We start from the raw sequence: 17,818 nt of genomic DNA, 5'->3' as shown, positions 1-17,818 counted from the left end.
CTTCCTCGGGCTGGTCCCCCGCGGACCGTCCCCGTGCCGCCGGTCCGGTCGCTCAGCCCACGCGCGCCGTCGGCACGGCCGGGCCGTCTCCCGGCTCTTCCTTGACCGGCGCCTCCGCCCCGGCCCGCAGCGCGGCGATCTCGCGCTCGAAGTCCCCGAGCGAGTCGAACGACCGGTACACGCTGGCGAACCGCAGGTAGGCCACCTCGTCGAGCTCCCGCAGCGGCGCGAGGATGGCCAGCCCCACCTCGTGGCTGGGCAGCTCCGCCGCCCCGCGCGCCCGGACGGTCTCCTCGACCTTCTGCGCGAGCAGCGCGATCGAGTCCTCGTCGACCGGGCGCCCCTGGCACGCCTTGCGCACCCCGGCAATGATCTTCGTCCGGCTGAACGGCTCGGTGACCCCGCTGCGCTTGACCACGGCGAGCACCGCCTCCTCGACGGTGGTGAACCGACGCCCGCACTCCGGGCAGGACCGGCGCCGCCGGATGATCTGCCCATCCTCGGCCTCTCGCGAGTCCACCACTCGCGAGTCGGCGTGCCGGCAGTACGGGCACCGCATGTCGATGGACCTCTCTCAACGATACGCCGGACGAACCGGACAAAGGGCACACCAAACCGGGCGAGCGCCCTCGTGAGGCCTACTCGCCGGTCAACTACGGTCAGTGAAGAGTGGCTGCCGATTCCACAACCTGTGGAGGACTTACAGCCCTGTAACTACTACATCTAGGGGTAGACGCTATGCCGATGCCTACGCCGACGCAAGTCAAACGAGGATCCCGACTCTTTTGTGTCGCGGCTCTCGTCGCCACCTGGACTTTTGCGATAAGTCGGGCACTCCGTGCCGCGACTTAGGGAGACCGTCAATAGGGTGGAATCGGGACGTTCGAGGCGAAATGTAGGGCACGGGCACGGGTTCCATCGATCATGGGAGTTCTCTACGCTCCGTGACCGACAGGATGTCCCGTGCCCGTGCTTCCATCATCGCTGCTGGAACCGATCTGGATCGAGTTCGCCGCGCTGTTGCCCGAACGAGGCGAGTACGACCCGACGCACCCGCTGGGCTGTCATCGGCGGCGGGTGCCGGACCGAGTGGTGTTCGAGCATGTCATCGCGGCTCTGGTGCACGGGTCCGGGTACGAGCGCATCGCGGGGCCGGGCTGCTCGGACTCGACGATCCGCCGCCGGTTGCGGTCGTGGGCTGCGGCCGGGCTGGGCGAGCGGGTGCACGCCCTGGTCCTGGCGGCGTTCGACCGGATGATCGGCCTGCAGCTGACCGACCTGGCCGTCGACGGGTGTATCACCAAGGCGGTGTCCGGTGGTGCGCATGTCGGCCGTTCGCCGGTCGACCGGGGCAAAGGCGGCCGGAAACGCTCCGTGGTCACTGACGGCGGCGGGGTCCCGCTCGGCGTCGTCGCGGCCGGAGCGAACCGGCACGACGGACCACTGCTCGGCCCGACCCTCGACGCTGCGATCGACCAGGTCGGACCGCGCTGGCCGGACCTGGTTACGGTGCATCTGGACGCGGGCTACGACTCGATCCCGACCCGGCACCTGCTGGCCGGACGGGGCTGGACCGGCCGGATCTCCCGCCGTGGCCGGCCGGCACCGGTCCAGGCCGGCCGACGCTGGGTAGTGGAAGCCGACCACGCCTGGATGAACGGATTCGGCAAACTGCGCCGCCACACCGACCGCCATCCAGCCGTCATCGACTTCTACCACTACCTCGCCGCCGCCATCGTGACCCTGCGTGCCCTCATCCGCCGCGCCCGAACCCACTACCGATGGACCGGCATGCCGACAACACGACGACTGCAATAACACCTACTGACGGTCTCTCTTATCCGATTTATACCCCGACGGGCGAAATATCCGGTTCATGGGGGTTCGAAGCTCCCGTTCATGCACGTTCTCCTTGCACGGCTTTTCCGGCATGCCTTCTGGTCACGCCACACTCGTTGCAGGCGCCTCACCGGTAACGCGCCGCAGTCGCGCGGCCCGCTCGATCAGCGCCGATGGAACCTTCCCGCGACCGGCCCCCTGCTTCGGCGGCCGCCCGACTGCCTTGGCCGTCGCTTGCCGCCCGTGGGCCGCCCGCTTCTGTGGCTCAGCCCGCCCCTTCCCCTGCCTGCTTCGTGGCGCCGCGCGCTTCATGGCCGCCACCGCTTCGGTGGCCGGTGCAGTTCCGTGGCCGGCCGAGTTCTTCCACGCCCGCTTCGTAGTGCCGCGCGCTTCCGTGGCCGCCACCGCCTCCGCAGTGCCGCGCGCTTCCGTGGCCAGCCGGGTTCCTCCGCGCCCGCTTCGTGGCACCGCCCATGTCGTGGTGCCGCCCGCTTCCGTCGCCGTCACCGCTTCCGCGGGCCGAGCGCTTCAGTGGCCGGCCGGGTTTTCCACGCCCGCTTCGTGGTGTCGCCCGCTTCGTGGTGTCGCCCGCTTCGTGGTGTCGCCCGCTTCGCGGTGTCGCCCGCTTCGCGGTGTCGCCCGCTTCGCGGTGTCGCCCGCTTCGCGGTGTCGCCCGCTTCGCTTCCCTGGCCCGCTGCGATCGGCGGTGGCTCCCCGCGGCCGGCTCGAGCCCCTCCCCGGTCGGCGAAGTCGGCGGCGCCGTTCCCCGGTCGGCGAGGTCAGCGGCGGCGCGGGAGGACGAGTCGCTGTCCGGCGTCGATGTTGTAGCCGGCCAGGTTGTTGAGCCGCCGGATCTCCTCCACCGTGGCGTCGCGCCCCTCGCGGCCCTTGTTGCGGGTCGCGATGTCCCACAGCGTGTCGCCCGGCTGCACGATCACGGTCGGCGCCGGGCCCGGCGGGTCGGCGGCCTGTCCGGGAGCTGACACAAGTGCCGCGAGTCCCGCGACCACCGACACGAGAAATCCGAGCACCACGATCCGGCCCCGCCGCGTCAGGCGGAGCGGCGCCGTTTCGTGCCCGTTTTCGGCTCGCCGTCCCATGTCGGCCCCCTTTTGCGTACACCCGTTCGATAGAACAGTCGTACGATGGTCTACCAGAGCGAGAAGACCCATGTCGAGCCAACTCGCCGAAATTTCGGCGCGCCACGTAGTACAGATGTTTGAAACTGTCGTACCTCGGCGATACGGTGATCCACACACGATCAGCTTTTGATCGGGATTACCGGACCTATGTGACATCCGGGCGCCCGCCCCCGCGGGAACCCGGCGATGGACTTCCGTGTCGCGCGGAAGCCCCGGCGAACGGTCAAGCCATGGCCGCCGCCACCCCGGCACCATCGGGCCCCGCAACCGCGGAGCCCAGGCGACCGGCCGCATCCCACGGTCGGCCGCCAGCACGACGCACCATCGGGCCCCGCAACCGCGGAGTCCAGGCGACCGGCCGGATCCCACGGCCGGCTGCCACCTGCACCATCGGGCGCCGCACCGCGGAGTCCAGGTGACCGGTCGCATCCCACGGCCGGCCGCCAGCACGACGCACCATCGGGCCCCGCAACCGCGGAGCCCAGGCGACCGGCCGCATCCCACGGCCGGCTGCCAACCACCGCGAACAACGGTTCTCGCGCGCGTGCGGGAGCCGAGTGACACCCGGTGCCTCGCAGTCGCGGGAGCCAGGTGCCACCGGCGCCTCGCAGGACGCGGGAGCCGAGTGACACCGGCGCCTTGCAAACGCGGGAGCCACCGATGCGACGACCGGAGCCCGCACCCGCGCGGGAGCCGGGAGACGGGCCACCCCACGGCCCGTCAGCAGGCGCGGCAAACGCCCCGCGACTGCCAACACGAGGGAGGACGACGTGTCAGCCGACGACCGCACCGACGCACCCGCGAGCGAGCCGGACGAACTCATCGACGGGCCCGGCGCCGAGGTCACCGCCATCGGCGGCCGCGCGAGCGCCAAGCGCGCCACCCGCCGCCGCGGCGGCGAGCCGGAGATGCGCGCGGTCACCGCCGTGGTCAGCGCCTTCCCCGACCTCTTCGCGGCCGACCTGACCGTCCGCCAGCGCCGCATCCTGGAGTCCATCCGCGCCGCGGTCGAGCGCAACGGGTACCCGCCGTCGGTCCGCGAGATCGGCGAGGCGGTGGGCCTGGTCTCGCCGTCGAGCGTGGCGTACCAGCTCAAGGAGCTCGAGCGGAAGGGCTACCTCCGCCGCGACCCCAACCGCCCGCGCGCCGTCGACGTGCGCCCGCCGAGCGAGCTCGTCGCGGTCGACGAGGAGGCGGCGCGGGCCGCGCGTCCGGCGCCCGCGTACGTGCCGGTACTGGGCCGCATCGCCGCCGGTGGTCCGATCCTGGCCGAGCAGGCCGTCGAGGACGTCTTCCCCCTCCCCCGCGAACTGGTCGGCGAGGGCACCCTCTTCATGCTTCAGGTCAAGGGCGACTCGATGCTCGACGCCGCGATCTGCGACGGCGACTGGGTCGTCGTACGCCAGCAGCCCAACGCCAACAACGGCGACATCGTGGCCGCCATGCTCGACGGCGAGGCCACGGTGAAGACGTACCGCAACCGCGACGGCCACGTGTGGCTCATGCCGCAGAACGCCGCCTTCGACCCCATCCAGGGCGACCACGCCACGATCCTGGGCCGCGTCGTCACCGTCGTCCGCCGCATCTGACGCCCAAGCCCCGATCGCGAGACCGGGGCAGGCGCGCCTCAGTCAGACGCGCACACGAGCTACGAATTCGCCGCCGCCCGCACCCCTCAAAGTCGGGCGGCGGCACCATCCGCGCCGCCCGGCAGGGAAGCGCCGCGCACCAACGCCGCCGCATGCCAAGCCGGGGCCGGGCAAGAACCACGCCCGGGCGAAACACGGCCGGGCGTCAGCCGTCGAACGCCGCCGGGCGAGAGCCGTCAAACGCCGCCGCATCCCAAGCCGGGCCGGGCGAGAACCACGCGCGGGCGAAAAACGGCCGTGCGAGACGCGGGCGAGCAACGCGGCCGTGCGAGACCTGCACCCGGGCGAAACACGGCCGGACGAAAGCCGCCAAACGGCGCTGCATCCCAAGTGAGGCCGGGCAAGAATCACGCCGGGCGAGCAACGCGGCAATGCGAGAACCACGCCTGGGCGAGCCACGCGGCCGGGTGGGGGCGTCAGCGGTGCGGGGCGTAGCCGCGGTCGTAGCCGCCCTGGTCCCCGTAGCCGCCACCCCGGCCGTCGCGCGGAGGCGGGCCCTGCGCGAAGCCCTGCTGGTCGCCGTAGCCGCTCTGGCCACCGCCGTACATGCCGCCGCCGGAACCGCCGCCTGAGCCGCCACCAGGACCGCCCGCGCCATAGACGTTGCCACCGCCGCCGCCCTGACCGCCGCCGCCGCCCGGCCCGCGACCACCGCCGCCGCCAGCGCCGCTGCCAGAGCCGCCGCCGGGACCGCCGCCATAAACGCCGCCGCCCTGCCGGCCGCCTCCACCGCCGCCGCCAGGGCCGCCAGGGCCGCCGCCGTAGACGTTGCCGCCACCATCGCGCCCGCCGCCACCGGGGCCGCCACCAGGGCCGCCGCCATAGACGTTGCCACCGCCACCGCCGGGGCCGCCGTCACGGCCGCCACCGCCGCCGGGGCCGCCCGCGCCATAGACGTTGCCGCCGCCAGGGCCGCCTCGGCCGGCGCCGTAGACGCCTGCGGCGCCGCCGCCCACCGCGGCCGGCATCGCGAAGTCGTCGTCGCCCGGGCCGTCGCCGCCGCGGATGTTGCCCGTGTTGCCGCCCGCCGCGCGCCGGGCCGCCCGGGAGCGGCGGATGCCGACCACGCCGGCGATGACCAGGGCGAGGCCGAGGATGCCGATCGCCGCCACCGCGTACGTGATGTCCTCGAGCGTCAGCGCCTGCAGGAACGACTGGTCCTTGGCCTTCGGCGAGGGCACGTTCGCCGTCCCGCCGCCCAGCGAGGCCGAAATGTCCGTCGGCGCGTACTTCAGCAGCGGCGCCTTCTTCGACGATTCCACGTCGGAGGCGGTCACGTAGTTCTTGCCGTCCGGCGTGTAGGTGATCGCCTCGCCCTGCAGTTCGTTCGGCAGCGGGGTGATGCGCGGCTTGCCGGTGGTGAGCGCCTTGACCACGTCGCCGCCGGCCACGTCGAACTCGTAGGCGTCCGACATGGTGCGCACGACGACCTTGGAGCCGTCCGGCGAGGAGGCCGCGCCCGTCACGAGCTTCCAGCCGAGCAGCGCCAGCGGGTTGGACGTCTTGGTGTCGACCAGGGCCTTGAAGTCGCCGGCCTTGCGCAGCTTCACGCCGTCCTTGGTGTTCGGCACGAGCGGGCCCTCGGGCACGTAGATCTCGTTCGGCGCGGCCTTCGTGATGATGACCGGCAGCCCGTCGCCGCCCAGCAGCATGGCCTCGGCGTCGTGCTTCTTGCCGTCCGGGTACACCAGCCGGTTGATCACCGGCGTCGTCGCGCCCGCGGTCAGGGTCCAGACCGCCACCGTCGGGCGCGGGGTCTTCGAGCCGCCGGAGGACTCGTCGTTGTCGCCGATGTCCGCGACATACAGCGTGCCGTTCTTGTCGAGCGCGGCGTCCTCGGGGTCAAGCGCGCGGCCCGGGTCGTACTTGATCGTCTTCGTCAGCTTGCAGGCGTCGTCGAGCACGTAGATCTTGGCGCGGGCCGGTTCGAGCTGGCTGTCCTGGATGGCGTAGTAGCCGCCGTCCGGCTTGGCCACGAGGCCCGAGATCTCGTTGACGTCCTTCGAGCTGGGGGTGCAGACCGTGGCTCCCGCCCCGGCCGCCGCCGTGGGCGAGGGTGCGGCCGCGGCCGGTGCTGAGACTCCGGCCGACAGACACAACACCGCAGCCGAACTGAGCACCACCCGTCGTCGCATCCCGCAAGTCTGGCAGAGCCGGACCGGCTTTGGGGTTGCCCGGTCCGGCTGTCACTCCAGGTAACGGCTAGGCCCAACAGAGCGTAACCATAAGCGAATTATCCAAAAACATCAGGACGAAACGGCGTACGGCGCGAGCTCCGCCGCCAGACCCTCCGTGACCCGCGCCCGCAGCCGCGTGCCCTCGGCCAGGTGGGACGTCTCCAGCACCTCGCCGATCGAGTGCACCCGGGCCACCAGGTCGCCGCGCTCGTACGGCACGACGGCCGTCAGCTCGATCGCCGGCCACGGCAGCCCCTGCTCGATCGCGGCCCGGACGTCGTCGATGCCCATGCCGGTGCGGGCGGAGGCGAAGACGGCCGTCGGCCACAGGCCCTTCAGCCGCAGCTGGGTCTCCTCGTCCGCGGCGTCGATCTTGTTGATCACCAGCAGCTCGGGGACCGCGTCCGCGCCCACCTCGGCCAGCACCTCGCGCACCGCGCGAACCTGCGCCTCGGGGTCGGGGTGGGATCCGTCGACCACATGCAGTACCAGATCGGCTTCGGCAACTTCTTCAAGCGTGGAGCGGAACGCCTCGACCAGTTGGTGCGGGAGGTGGCGGACGAACCCGACCGTGTCCGACAGCGTGTAGATCCGCCCGTCGGCCGCCCGGGCGCGGCGGGTCGTGGTGTCCAGGGTGGCGAACAGCGCGTCCTCCACCAGCACGCCCGCCCCGGTCAGGCGGTTGAGCAGGCTGGACTTGCCCGCGTTGGTGTAGCCGGCGATCGCCACGGCCGGCACCCGGTTGCGCCGCCGCGTCGCCCGCTTGGTGTCGCGGATCGTCGCCATCGCCGCGATCTCGCGCTTGAGCCGCGAGATGCGGGTGCGGATGCGCCGCCGGTCGATCTCCAGCTTGGTCTCACCGGGACCGCGCAGGCCCACGCCGCCGTTGCCGCTGGCCGAGCCACCGGCCTGCCGGCTGAGCGCCTCACCCCAGCCGCGCAGCCGCGGCAGGAAGTACTGCAGCTGCGCCAGCTCGACCTGCGCCTTGCCCTCCTTGCTCTTGGCGTGCTGGGCGAAGATGTCCAGGATCAGCGCGGTACGGTCGATGACCTTCACGTTGACCCGCGACTCCAGCTGCCGCAGCTGCGACGGGGACAGCTCGCCGTCGCAGATCACGGTGTCGGCGCCGGTGCTGACGACCACGGCCCGCACCTCGTCGACCTTGCCGCGGCCGATGAACGTGGCCGAGTCGGGCCGGCTGCGCCGCTGGATGAGGCCCTCGAGCACCTCGGAACCGGCCGTCTCGGCGAGCGCGGCCAGCTCGGTGAGGGAGTTCTCGGCATCGGTGACGGTGCCCTCGGTCCAGACGCCGACCAGCACGACGCGCTCGAGGCGCAGCTGGCGGTACTCGACCTCGGTGACGTCGGCGAGTTCGGTGGACAGTCCGGCGACGCGCCGCAGGGCGTGCCGCTCCTCGAGTTCGAGATCGCCGTCGTCAACGAAGTCCTCGAACTCCTCGGCGTCCGCGTCGTAGGCGTCGGCGGAAAAGCTCGTTCGTGCGCGCAAAGCAATCTCCTCGGTAAACGGCACTCAACCCACCAATCCTGACACTGATCAGGGTGAGAAGGCACGCCATATACACACCCGGTCGTGACCGGGGGATGCGCGGGGTGAGAATGGGCCGGTGACACCTGCCACACACAGACTGCCCAGCGCCGGGTTCAGTATCACGATCCGCGTCTCCGTCATCGCCGACGCCTCCGCCATCGGCCGCCTGACCACCTCGGTCGGCGGGTCCGGCGGCATCGTCACCGCCGTGGACGTCGTCGACTCCGACAACCAGAACGTCGTGGTCGACCTCACCTGCGACACCGCCGACTCCTCCCACGCCGAGCAGGTCGTCGCCGACCTGGAGAAGCTCGACGGCGTCGACGTGCGCAAGGTCTCCGACCGCACCTTCCTCCTGCACCTCGGCGGCAAGATCGAGGTCGCCCCGAAGGTCGCCCTGCGCAACCGCGACGAGCTCTCCCGCGCGTACACGCCGGGCGTGGCCCGGGTGTGCCTGGCCATCGCCGAGAACCCCGAGGACGCGCGCCGGCTGACCATCAAGCGCAACACGGTCGCCGTGGTCACCGACGGCTCGGCCGTGCTGGGCCTGGGCAACATCGGGCCGTACGCCGCGATGCCCGTCATGGAGGGCAAGGCCGCGCTGTTCAAGCGCTTCGGCGGGGTCGACGCCTGGCCGGTGGTGCTCGACACCCAGGACACCGACGAGATCATCAACATCGTGAAGGCGATCGCGCCGGCCTACGGCGGGATCAACCTCGAGGACATCGCCGCGCCGCGCTGCTTCGAGATCGAGGAGCGGCTGCGCGCGCAGCTGGACATTCCGGTGTTCCACGACGACCAGCACGGTACGGCCATCTGCGTCCTGGCCGCGCTCACCAACGCCCTGCGCGTGGTCGGCAAGTCGATCGGCCAGGTGAAGGTCGTGGTCAGCGGTGCGGGCGCCGCCGGTACCGCCATCATGAAGCTCCTGCTCCGCCAGGGCGTCGGCGACGTGATCGCCACCGACCGGCCCGGCGCGCTGCACCGCGGCATGACCGGCCTCTCCCCCGCCTGGCAGTGGCTGGTGAACAACACGAACAAGGCGAACTACGCGGGCGACCTGCGCGGGGCGATCCGCGGCGCCGACGTGTTCATCGGGGTGAGCGCGCCGAACCTGCTCACCGGCGACGACATCGCCACGATGGCCAAGGACTCGATCGTCTTCGCCCTGGCCAACCCCGACCCGGAGGTCGACCCGCGGGAGGCCCGCGAGCACGCCGCGATCGTCGCCACCGGCCGCTCCGACCAGCCGAACCAGATCAACAACGTGCTCGCGTTCCCGGGCGTGTTCCGGGGCATGCTCGACGCGCAGGCCCGCGAGTTCACCGACGCGATGGCCCTGGCCGCCGCGCGGGCGATCGCGGACACGGTCGGCGAGGACAAGCTCAACCCGACCGTGATCGTGCCGAGCGTGTTCGACTCGCGCGTCTCACCCGCCGTGGCCGCCGCCGTGCGGGCCGCGGCGAAGGGCCCGCAGCTCGACTCGATGCCCGACGGCGAGACGAACGAGGCCTAGGAGAAGACCAGCTGCCGGACGGCCTGCGCGTCGACGTCGCCGTGCGCGACGATGACCGCAGGCCCCCGCAGCAGGCACTCGGTCGGCGACACGGTCACCGTCAGCCGCCCGCCGAGCACGTCGACCACGACGGTCCCGCTCTCGAGGCCCGCGTGGTGCACCGCGACGGCCGCGACCGCGCAGGCGCCCGAGCCGCAGGACTGGGTCTCGCCCGAGCCGCGCTCGTAGACCCGCATCCGCCGGTAGAGGTCGGCGCCGTCCGGGGCGGGGCCCACCGCGGCGAACTCGACGTTCACCCCGGCCGGGAAGATCAGCGGGTCGATCTCGGGGGCCTTCAGCAACTCCAGCCCCTCAAGGGTCGGCATGTCGACCGCACAGACGAGATGTGGATTGCCCACGTCGACCGCTGTACCGGTAAAGTCGGTTGAAGAAACCGTAGCCGAGCTCGAGACATACACCCGAGGCACCGGCATCCCCGCCGTGATCTCCTCGCCCATCGTGACGGGGACCACGCCCGCACGCGTCACGAGATCGAACGTGCCCTCGGGGTCGACCAACCCCGCCTCGGCCAGGTAGCGCGCATACACGCGGACGCCATTGCCGCACATCTCCGACTGCGACCCGTCCGCGTTCCAGTAGTCCATGAACCACTCGGCCCCCGCCGCCGAGGCCTCCGCGTCCGGGTGGGCGGCGCTGCGCACGACCCGCAGCACGCCGTCGGCCCCGATGCCGCGGCGCCGGTCGCACAGGGCGGCGACGAAGGCCGGGGTCAGGGGCAGGGTGCCGTCGGGGTCGGGCAGGATGACGAAGTCGTTGCCCGTGCCGTGGCCTTTCGCGAAGCGCATGGCGTCAATCTTGCCGCACGACCCCCAGGGCCGCCGCAGTGATGTCCGCCGCCGCCCCGTCGAGCCAGGCGATCCGCTCGTCGCGGCGGAACCAGGAGCGCTGCCGCCGCACGAACCGCCGGGTGGCGCGGGCGGTCTCCGCGCGGGCCTCGTCGGCGGTGCACAGCCCGTCGAGCAGGTTCATGATCTGCCGGTACCCGAGCGCGCCCCCCGCCGTCCGCCCGTCCCGCAGCCCGCGGCCGAGCAGCCCGCGCACCTCGTCGACGAAGCCGGCGGCCCACATCTGCTCGACCCGCGCGTCGATGCGCGCGTCGAGGACCGCGGTGTCGACGTCCACGCCGAGCTGCAGCGCGTCGTACACGGGGCGCGGCTGCGGCAGCTGCGCGGTGAACGTCGTGCCGGTGAGGGCGTTGACCTCCAGCGCCCGCACGATGCGCCGCCCGTTGCTGGGCAGGATGCGCGCGGCCGCGACCGGGTCGGCCGCCTGCAGCCGGGCGTGCAGCGGCGCCGGCCCGGCCTCCTCCAGCTCCCGCTCCAGCTCGGCCCGCAGCTCGGGGTCGGTGCCGGGGAACTCGAAGTCCTCCAGGACGGCGCGGATATAGAGGCCGGATCCGCCGACCAGCAGCGGCACGCGTCCGCGCGCGGCGATGTCGTCGATCGCCGCGCGGGCCAGCCGCTGATAGACCGCGACGCTGGCCGGCTCGGTGACGTCCCAGATGTCCAGCACGTGGTGCGGCACGCCGGCGCGCTCGGCCGCGGTGAGCTTGGCGGTGCCGATGTCCATGCCGCGGTACAGCTGCATGGAGTCGGCGTTGACGACCTCTCCGCCCAGCGCGTCCGCGAGGCGCAGGCTCAGCGCCGACTTGCCCGCGGCCGTGGGGCCGACGATCGCGACGACGCGGGTCATGCCCATGTGGCCACGAAGTACGCGACGCCGTACGGAGCGGAGTCGTACAGCAACTCCCCGCGCATGTCGCCGTCCTTGGCCCCGGCCAGCACCTGCCACGGCGCGCGCCCGGCGGCCAGCAGCTCGGCCGCCTCCCCCGGGTCGATCGCCGCCAGCGCACCGGCGTCGGCCCGGGCCAGGGCGCCGGCCACCGCGGCGTCGAAGGCCTCCGCGCGCGGGTCGAAGAAGCCAGGCGCCTTGTCGGTACGGCATGCAGACCCGTCGCCCAGCACCAGCAGCCCGACCCGCTCGGCCTCGCCGGCGAGCTTCCGGCCGAGGCGCGCGCACTCGGCGGGGTCGGCGTCGGCCGCCACGCTCTGGAAGTTTCGGGCCACTGGTATCAGCCAGGCTCCGATCAGCAGGCTCAGCGGCAACTGGGCGCCACCTGGGTCGCCGACAGTCAGATCAATGCCCCACGGAGACAGGGTCCCCCCGAACGGGGCGTCACGGCGTACCGTCGTGGTATCGGAACCGAGGACGATGAGCGAGTCGACCGAGGCATTCGCCAGGTGCGCCACCGCGGCGCGGCAGGCCGCCCGCAGGTCGTCGAGCTCGGACGCCGCCCCGGCGGCCAGCTCCGGCACGAGCAGTGGCGGATGTGGGCAGACCGCGGCGGCGACGAGTGACACGACCTAACGTTATCGGGGACGGTCGCTATGGAACGCTGCGGCCTGTGAATGGCACCGGAATGGTCACGGTTCGGCCGCAGGCCCTCGACCGGCCCCGGGGCACACCTGTGAGAATGCCCTGGGGAACTTTGCTGTGCGATGGCGGCGTGACGGTGGGATACCCGATCCTGCGGGCGCCGGGAGCGAGGATGGGCAGATGAGCGAGCCTACGGAGTTTGGACGGATCGACACCGACGGGAACGTCTTCGTGAAGACGGCCGCCGGTGAGCGCCCCATCGGGTCCTGGCAGGCCGGGACACCCGAGGAGGGCCTGGCCCACTTCGCCCGCCGGTTCGCCGATCTGGTGACCGAGGTCGACCTGATCGAGGCGCGACTCGGCAGCGGCGCCGCCGACGCCGGCCAGTCGCTGTCCACCATCCGACGCCTGCGCAGCGGCCTCGACGAGGCTCACGTCGTCGGCGACATCGACGGCCTCGCCGCCCGGCTGGACAAGCTCACCTCGATCGCCGAGGAGAAGGCCGGAGCCGCGCGGGCCGCCCGCGACGCCGCCCGGGCCGAGTCGCTCGCCCGCAAGACCGGCCTGGTCGAGGAGGCCGAGGTCATCGCGGCCGAGGCGACCGGCTGGAAGGCCGCCGGGGACCGGCTCAAGGAGATCCTCGACGAGTGGAAGTCCATCCACGGCGTGGAGAAGAAGGCCGAGAGCGAGCTCTGGAAGCGCTACGCCGCCGCCCGCGACGCCTTCACCCGCCGCCGGGGCGCGCACTTCGCGACCCTGGACGCCTCCCGCAAGCAGGCCCAGGGCCGCAAGGAAGAGCTGGTCATCGAGGCCGAGGGGATGGCCGAGTCGACCGAGTGGAACGCGACGGCGGCCCGGCTCAAGGAGCTCATGACCGAGTGGAAGACCGCCCCGCGCGCGGCCAAGGACACGGAGCAGAAGCTCTGGGAACGGTTCCGCGCCGCCCAGGACGCCTTCTTCAAGCGCCGCAGCGAGGTATTCTCGGCTCGGGACGCCGAGTTCAAGGGCAACCTGGACCGCAAGCAGGAGCTGCTGGCCCAGGCCGAGGGGCTCGACATCGACGGTGACCCGAAGGGTGCGCAGAACAAGCTGCGCGAGATCCAGGGCACGTGGCACGAGGTCGGCCGCGTCCCGCGCGAGGCCCAGGCCGGCCTGGACCGCCGCCTGCGCAACGTCGAGGACAAGGTCAAGCAGGCCATGGACGCCGCGTGGCGGCGGACCCCGCCGGAGGCGAGCCCGCTCCTCGCGCAGATGCGCGAGCAGGTCGCGCGGGCCGAGCAGCAGCTGGCCAGCGCCCAGGCCGCGGGCGACCAGCGGCGCATCAAGGAGGCCGAGAAGGCCCTCGAGTCCAAGCGCAAGTTCCTGGCCATGGCCGAACACACCGGCTGACGACTTACCCGGTGACGGGCGGAGCCCCGTCCGACATAGAAAGTTGACCACTACACGCCGCGTGCGTGTAGTGGTCAACGCTTTTCAGAGGGGATATCGCATGACCGATCCGAGACTGGCCATCGTCGAGCACACCCGCCGCCTGGCGGACGCGGCCGCGGCGGCCGGACCCGAAGCGCCCGTGCCGACCGCCCCGGGGTGGACCGTCACCGAGCTCGTGGAGCACCTGGGCCAGACCCAGCACTGGGCGGCGGAGATCATCGAGCGGCGGATCACCGACCCGGCGCAGCTGCCGGCGGAGATGGCCGAACTGCCCGCCGACCCGGGCGCGTGGCCGGCCTGGCTGGCCGGATCGGCTCAGCGGTTCGCGGACGCCTGCACGGAGGAGGCGCTGGAGGCGCCGGTGTTCAACGCCTCCGGCGACGAGCGGACCGGCGGCCGCTTCTGGATGTCCAGCATGCTCAACGAGGCGGTCGTGCACGGCTTCGACGGGGAGAACGCGGCCGGCCGCCCGCCCCAGGTCGCCCCGGACGTCGCGGCGGCGCTGATCACCAACCACCTGAAGATGCTGACCTCCCCGACGTGGGCGATGTTCCGCGCCGAGTCGGCCCAGGCCATCCAGGGCACGGGGCAGACCCTGGCGCTGCGGGCCACCGACGCCGACGACGCCTGGCTCATCGAGCGCCGCCCCGACGGGGCCGCCTGGCAGCCCGGCGCGCACGAGGCCGACGTGACGGTGTCCGGCCCGGCCGGCGAGCTGTTGCTGACCCTGACCCGGCGCCTCCCGCTGACCGCCGTCACCGTGGACGGCGACGCCGCCCTGATCCAGCACTGGCTGGACAACACGGCGCACGTCGCCGGATAAGCCTTACAGAGGCGGGGCGCCGACGGTGGGCATGCCGAGGGAGACCCCCGGCGTGCGGGTGACCCGCCCGGCCTCCCAGGCGTCGCCGGCGCGGGTGCGCCGGTGCGAGACCAGCGCGGCGTCGGAGTTCAGGTGGTGCGGCGCCGCGTACGTCACGGTCGCCCGCACGATGTCGCCCGGCCGAATCGAGGCGTCCGGGGCGGCGGTGAAGTGCACCAGCCGCCCGTCCCGGGCCCGGCCCGACATCCGGCCCGTCGCGGTGTCCTTGCGCCCCTCGCCCACGGCGACCAGCACCTCGAGCGTCGAGCCGACCAGCTTCTTGTTCTCGTCCCAGGAGATCGTCTCCAGCGCCGAGATCAGCCGGTCGTAGCGCTCCTGGACGACCGCCTTCGGCACCTGCGACTCCATGGTCGCGGCGGGGGTGCCGGGGCGCTTGGAGTACTGGAACGTGAAGGCGCTGGAGTAGCGGGCCGCCCGCACGACGTCCAGCGTGTGCTCGAAGTCCTCGTCCGTCTCGCCCGGGAAGCCGACGATGATGTCGGTCGTGATCGCCGCGTCCGGCATGGCCGCGCGGACCTTGTCGATGATCCCGAGGTACTTGTCCGACCGGTACGAGCGGCGCATCGCCCGCAGCACCGAGTCCGAGCCCGACTGCAGCGGCATGTGCAGCGAGTGGCACACGTTCGGCGTCTCCGCCATGGCCGCGATGACGTCGTCGGTGAAGTCCTTCGGATGCGGCGAGGTGAAGCGCACGCGCTCCAGGCCCTCGATGTCCCCGCAGGCGCGCAGCAGCTTGCCGAACGCGAAGCGGTCGCCGAACTCGACCCCGTAGGAGTTCACGTTCTGGCCCAGCAGGGTCACCTCGAGGACGCCCTCGGCGGCCAGCGCCCGGACCTCGTTGAGGATGTCGCCCGGGCGGCGGTCCTTCTCCTTGCCGCGCAGCGCCGGCACGATGCAGAAGGTGCACGTGTTGTTGCACCCGACCGAGATCGACACCCAGCCGGCGTAGGTGGACTCGCGGCGGGTCGGCAGGGTCGACGGGAAGACCTCGAGCGACTCGAGGATCTCCACCTCGGCGGCCGCGTTGTGCCGGGCCCGCTCCAGCAGCACCGGCAGCGAGCCGATGTTGTGCGTGCCGAAGACGACGTCCACCCAGGGCGCCTTCTTCACGATGTCGCCGCGGTCCTTCTGGGCCAGGCAGCCGCCGACGGCGATCTGCATGCCGGGGTGGGCGAGCTTGGTGGGGCGCAGGTGGCCGAGGTTGCCGTAGAGCCGGTTGTCCGCGTTCTCCCGCACCGCGCACGTGTTGAACACGACGACGTCGGGATCGCCGTCGCCGGCGGCCGGCACGTAGCCGGCGTCCTCCAGCAGGCCGGAGATGCGCTCGGAGTCGTGCGCGTTCATCTGGCAGCCGTAGGTGATCACGCGGAAGGTACGGGTCTCAGTCATGGCACCGGAAATACTAGCCCCCGATGTGCTCACCGGCCGTATCCACGAGGCCCGGCAGCTCCAGGTCGGCCGCCTCGCCGGGCGGGAAGAGCGGGGTGACGGCGGCGTACCCGTCCAGCAGCCACCCGTCGTCGCTGCCCGGCTCGGCGACCTCGCCCACCTGCTCGAGGGACATGCGCACGAAGCCCTCGCCCTGTTCGCGCAGCGTCATCTGCACCATGCCGAACTCGGCCAGGTGGGCCCGGCGGATGCCGCGCAGCGCGCCGGCCTCCACGTCGGGCACGTTGATGTTCAGCGCGAACAGGCCGGTGAGCAGCGGCAACAGGTCGACGGCGACCTCGGCCGCGGTGTCCCAGTTGGCCTCCAGCGCGTCCGGGGCGACGTCGAGCGAGACCGCCATCGCCGGGCAGCCGTTGGCCACCGCGGTGAGGGCCGCCCCGACGGTGCCCGAATGCAGCACCGCGGCGCCGGTGTTGGGGCCCCGGTTCACGCCGGCCAGCACGACGTCGGGCGGCGGCCCGAAGGCACCGCGCGTGGCGAGCAGGACGATGAACGCGGGCGTGGCCGAAACTGCGAAAGCGGCGACGGTACCGTCGATGCCTCGTTCTTGCATTTGGATGCCCTCGCCGTCCTCGACCGCGAGCAGGGCCGCACTGGAGCCGGAGGACTCCTCGACCGGCGCGGCCACCACCACCGCGTGCCCGGCCCGGGCCGTCCACGCGGCGAGGGCGTGCAGGCCGGGGCTGTCGATCCCGTCGTCGTTGGTCACGAGGATGCGCATGCCACACAGCATCGCCGGGTTGCTCGTTGTGATCAAACCGAGGCTGTAAGGAACTGGTCAGGGACACGTGACGCAAAACGGACGTCGTTATCGGCCCGTGACCCTTGTGTCGCGGATCAAGGGCCTTTGCCCCGCTAACGTCATTCGCACCAGACAGCGCGACGAGCGTCGCTACCAGTGGGGCGGGACATGACGGCAGAGCCTTTGATCGTGCTCAGTGGCGTGAACAAGTGGTTCGGCGACCTGCACGTGTTGAAGGACGTCAACCTGTCGATCGGGCGCGGCGAGGTCGTCGTGGTCATCGGGCCCTCGGGGTCGGGCAAGTCGACGCTGTGCCGGGCGATCAACCGGCTCGAGCCGATCAACAACGGCGAGATCGTGTTCGACGGCACGAGCCTGCCCGCGGAGGGCAAGCCGCTGGCCAAGCTGCGCAGCGAGGTCGGCATGGTCTTCCAGTCGTTCAACCTCTTCGCCCACAAGACGATCCTCGAGAACGTCATGCTCGGGCCGGTCAAGGTGCGCAAGGAGAAGACCGCGGTCGTGCGCGAGCGGGCGATGGGCCTGCTGCAGCGCGTCGGCATCGAGGCTCAGGCGGACAAGTACCCGGCCCAGCTCTCCGGCGGCCAGCAGCAGCGCGCGGCGATCGCCCGCGCCCTGGCCATGCAGCCCAAGGCGATGCTGTTCGACGAGCCGACGAGCGCGCTCGACCCGGAGATGGTCGGCGAGGTGCTCGACGTGATGACCACGCTGGCCGGCGAGGGCATGACGATGGTCGTCGTCACCCACGAGATGGGTTTCGCCCGGCACGCGGCGAACCGGGTCGTGTTCATGGCCGATGGTCAGCTGGTCGAGGAGGCCACGCCGACCGAGTTCTTCGCCAACCCGCGCAGCGACCGCGCCAAGGACTTCCTGTCGAAGATCCTCACCCACTGACGTATTCGGACACCTCGGTACCACCGTTGCGGCGCACCACCCCCGGTTGCGCCATGGCCGCCCGGCTCGCCCGGACGGCCCTTGAGGTTATGGA

15 protein-coding genes are annotated in these 17,818 nt (G+C 71.9%); 6 read left to right on the top strand and 9 right to left on the bottom strand.

What is annotated here, in order from left to right; all coding sequences use genetic code 11:
* Positions 1–52 precede the first annotated feature (52 nt).
* Complete coding sequence (nrdR, locus tag ACQPZ4_RS08195) at positions 53–559, bottom strand: transcriptional regulator NrdR (protein ID WP_433057530.1); 507 nt, start codon at positions 557–559, stop codon at positions 53–55.
* 404 nt (positions 560–963) lie between these two features.
* Here nrdR and ACQPZ4_RS08190 point away from each other — a divergent pair, with 404 nt between their 5' ends.
* Positions 964–1,818 (top strand): IS5 family transposase, encoded by an 855-nt coding sequence (locus ACQPZ4_RS08190; RefSeq protein WP_433052285.1) that lies wholly within the window; start codon positions 964–966, stop codon positions 1,816–1,818.
* Between the two features lie 800 nt (positions 1,819–2,618).
* Here the strand turns inward: ACQPZ4_RS08190 and ACQPZ4_RS08185 are convergent.
* The gene (locus ACQPZ4_RS08185; protein ID WP_433057528.1) at positions 2,619–2,939 is read right to left on the bottom strand and encodes a LysM peptidoglycan-binding domain-containing protein; all 321 of its coding nucleotides are present in this window, start codon (positions 2,937–2,939) and stop codon (positions 2,619–2,621) included.
* A gap of 950 nt (positions 2,940–3,889) precedes the next feature.
* Between ACQPZ4_RS08185 and lexA the strand changes: the two genes are divergently transcribed.
* Complete coding sequence (gene lexA, locus ACQPZ4_RS08180) at positions 3,890–4,570, top strand: transcriptional repressor LexA (protein WP_433066378.1); 681 nt, start codon at positions 3,890–3,892, stop codon at positions 4,568–4,570.
* A 476-nt stretch (positions 4,571–5,046) separates the two neighbouring features.
* Here lexA and ACQPZ4_RS08175 read toward each other — a convergent pair whose 3' ends face one another.
* Positions 5,047–6,765 (bottom strand): hypothetical protein, encoded by a 1,719-nt coding sequence (locus ACQPZ4_RS08175; RefSeq protein WP_433057526.1) that lies wholly within the window; start codon positions 6,763–6,765, stop codon positions 5,047–5,049.
* Between the two features lie 111 nt (positions 6,766–6,876).
* Complete coding sequence (gene hflX / locus ACQPZ4_RS08170) at positions 6,877–8,337, bottom strand: GTPase HflX (protein WP_433057524.1); 1,461 nt, start codon at positions 8,335–8,337, stop codon at positions 6,877–6,879.
* Between the two features lie 94 nt (positions 8,338–8,431).
* Between hflX and ACQPZ4_RS08165 the strand changes: the two genes are divergently transcribed.
* On the top strand, positions 8,432–9,871 hold the full coding sequence (locus ACQPZ4_RS08165; RefSeq protein WP_433057522.1) for an NAD-dependent malic enzyme: 1,440 nt from the start codon (positions 8,432–8,434) through the stop codon (positions 9,869–9,871).
* On the opposite strand, the gene dapF is transcribed toward ACQPZ4_RS08165, so the two are convergent.
* The 3 genes from dapF to ACQPZ4_RS08150 are packed head-to-tail and all read right to left on the bottom strand — an operon-like array spanning position 9,868 to position 12,291.
* On the bottom strand, positions 9,868–10,716 hold the full coding sequence (gene dapF / locus ACQPZ4_RS08160; protein ID WP_433057521.1) for a diaminopimelate epimerase: 849 nt from the start codon (positions 10,714–10,716) through the stop codon (positions 9,868–9,870). The genes ACQPZ4_RS08165 and dapF overlap by 4 nt on opposite strands.
* A gap of 4 nt (positions 10,717–10,720) precedes the next feature.
* Entirely contained in the window at positions 10,721–11,629 is a 909-nt protein-coding gene (gene miaA / locus ACQPZ4_RS08155; protein WP_433057520.1) for a tRNA (adenosine(37)-N6)-dimethylallyltransferase MiaA, read from the bottom strand.
* Complete coding sequence (locus tag ACQPZ4_RS08150) at positions 11,620–12,291, bottom strand: class III extradiol dioxygenase subunit B-like domain-containing protein (RefSeq protein WP_433057519.1); 672 nt, start codon at positions 12,289–12,291, stop codon at positions 11,620–11,622. Before ACQPZ4_RS08150 ends, miaA begins: the two co-directional genes overlap by 10 nt.
* 196 nt (positions 12,292–12,487) lie before the next feature.
* On the opposite strand from ACQPZ4_RS08150, the gene ACQPZ4_RS08145 reads away from it, so the two are divergent.
* Positions 12,488–13,696, top strand: a complete 1,209-nt coding sequence (locus ACQPZ4_RS08145) for a DUF349 domain-containing protein (protein WP_433057518.1) — start codon at positions 12,488–12,490, stop codon at positions 13,694–13,696.
* 100 nt (positions 13,697–13,796) lie between these two features.
* Positions 13,797–14,561 (top strand): maleylpyruvate isomerase family mycothiol-dependent enzyme, encoded by a 765-nt coding sequence (locus tag ACQPZ4_RS08140; protein WP_433057517.1) that lies wholly within the window; start codon positions 13,797–13,799, stop codon positions 14,559–14,561.
* A 3-nt stretch (positions 14,562–14,564) separates the two neighbouring features.
* On the opposite strand, the gene miaB is transcribed toward ACQPZ4_RS08140, so the two are convergent.
* A complete protein-coding gene (miaB, locus tag ACQPZ4_RS08135) occupies positions 14,565–16,010 on the bottom strand; it encodes a tRNA (N6-isopentenyl adenosine(37)-C2)-methylthiotransferase MiaB (protein ID WP_433057516.1) in 1,446 nt (481 codons plus the stop codon).
* A gap of 13 nt (positions 16,011–16,023) precedes the next feature.
* Positions 16,024–16,791, bottom strand: a complete 768-nt coding sequence (surE, locus tag ACQPZ4_RS08130; RefSeq protein WP_433057515.1) for a 5'/3'-nucleotidase SurE — start codon at positions 16,789–16,791, stop codon at positions 16,024–16,026.
* Between the two features lie 189 nt (positions 16,792–16,980).
* On the opposite strand from surE, the gene ACQPZ4_RS08125 reads away from it, so the two are divergent.
* Positions 16,981–17,724 (top strand): amino acid ABC transporter ATP-binding protein, encoded by a 744-nt coding sequence (locus ACQPZ4_RS08125; protein ID WP_433057514.1) that lies wholly within the window; start codon positions 16,981–16,983, stop codon positions 17,722–17,724.
* Positions 17,725–17,818: the final 94 nt, after the last annotated feature.

The sequence above is a fragment of the Dactylosporangium sp. CS-033363 genome (genome assembly GCF_050942475.1).
Lineage (GTDB): Bacteria > Actinomycetota > Actinomycetes > Mycobacteriales > Micromonosporaceae > Dactylosporangium.
The sequence above is the reverse complement of the archived record's forward strand: the minus strand, read 5'-3'. Positions and strand labels throughout refer to the sequence as shown.

Coding starts and splice junctions, on each gene's coding strand:
- nrdR (WP_433057530.1), bottom strand. CDS start 559: ATGCGGTGCCCGTACTGCCGGCACGCCGACTCGCGAGTGGTGGACTCG.
- ACQPZ4_RS08185 (WP_433057528.1), bottom strand. CDS start 2,939: ATGGGACGGCGAGCCGAAAACGGGCACGAAACGGCGCCGCTCCGCCTG.
- lexA (WP_433066378.1), top strand. CDS start 3,890: ATGCGCGCGGTCACCGCCGTGGTCAGCGCCTTCCCCGACCTCTTCGCG.
- ACQPZ4_RS08175 (WP_433057526.1), bottom strand. CDS start 6,765: ATGCGACGACGGGTGGTGCTCAGTTCGGCTGCGGTGTTGTGTCTGTCG.
- dapF (WP_433057521.1), bottom strand. CDS start 10,716: ATGCGCTTCGCGAAAGGCCACGGCACGGGCAACGACTTCGTCATCCTG.
- miaA (WP_433057520.1), bottom strand. CDS start 11,629: ATGGGCATGACCCGCGTCGTCGCGATCGTCGGCCCCACGGCCGCGGGC.
- ACQPZ4_RS08145 (WP_433057518.1), top strand. CDS start 12,488: ATGAGCGAGCCTACGGAGTTTGGACGGATCGACACCGACGGGAACGTC.
- ACQPZ4_RS08140 (WP_433057517.1), top strand. CDS start 13,797: ATGACCGATCCGAGACTGGCCATCGTCGAGCACACCCGCCGCCTGGCG.
- miaB (WP_433057516.1), bottom strand. CDS start 16,010: ATGACTGAGACCCGTACCTTCCGCGTGATCACCTACGGCTGCCAGATG.
- surE (WP_433057515.1), bottom strand. CDS start 16,791: ATGCGCATCCTCGTGACCAACGACGACGGGATCGACAGCCCCGGCCTG.
- ACQPZ4_RS08125 (WP_433057514.1), top strand. CDS start 16,981: ATGACGGCAGAGCCTTTGATCGTGCTCAGTGGCGTGAACAAGTGGTTC.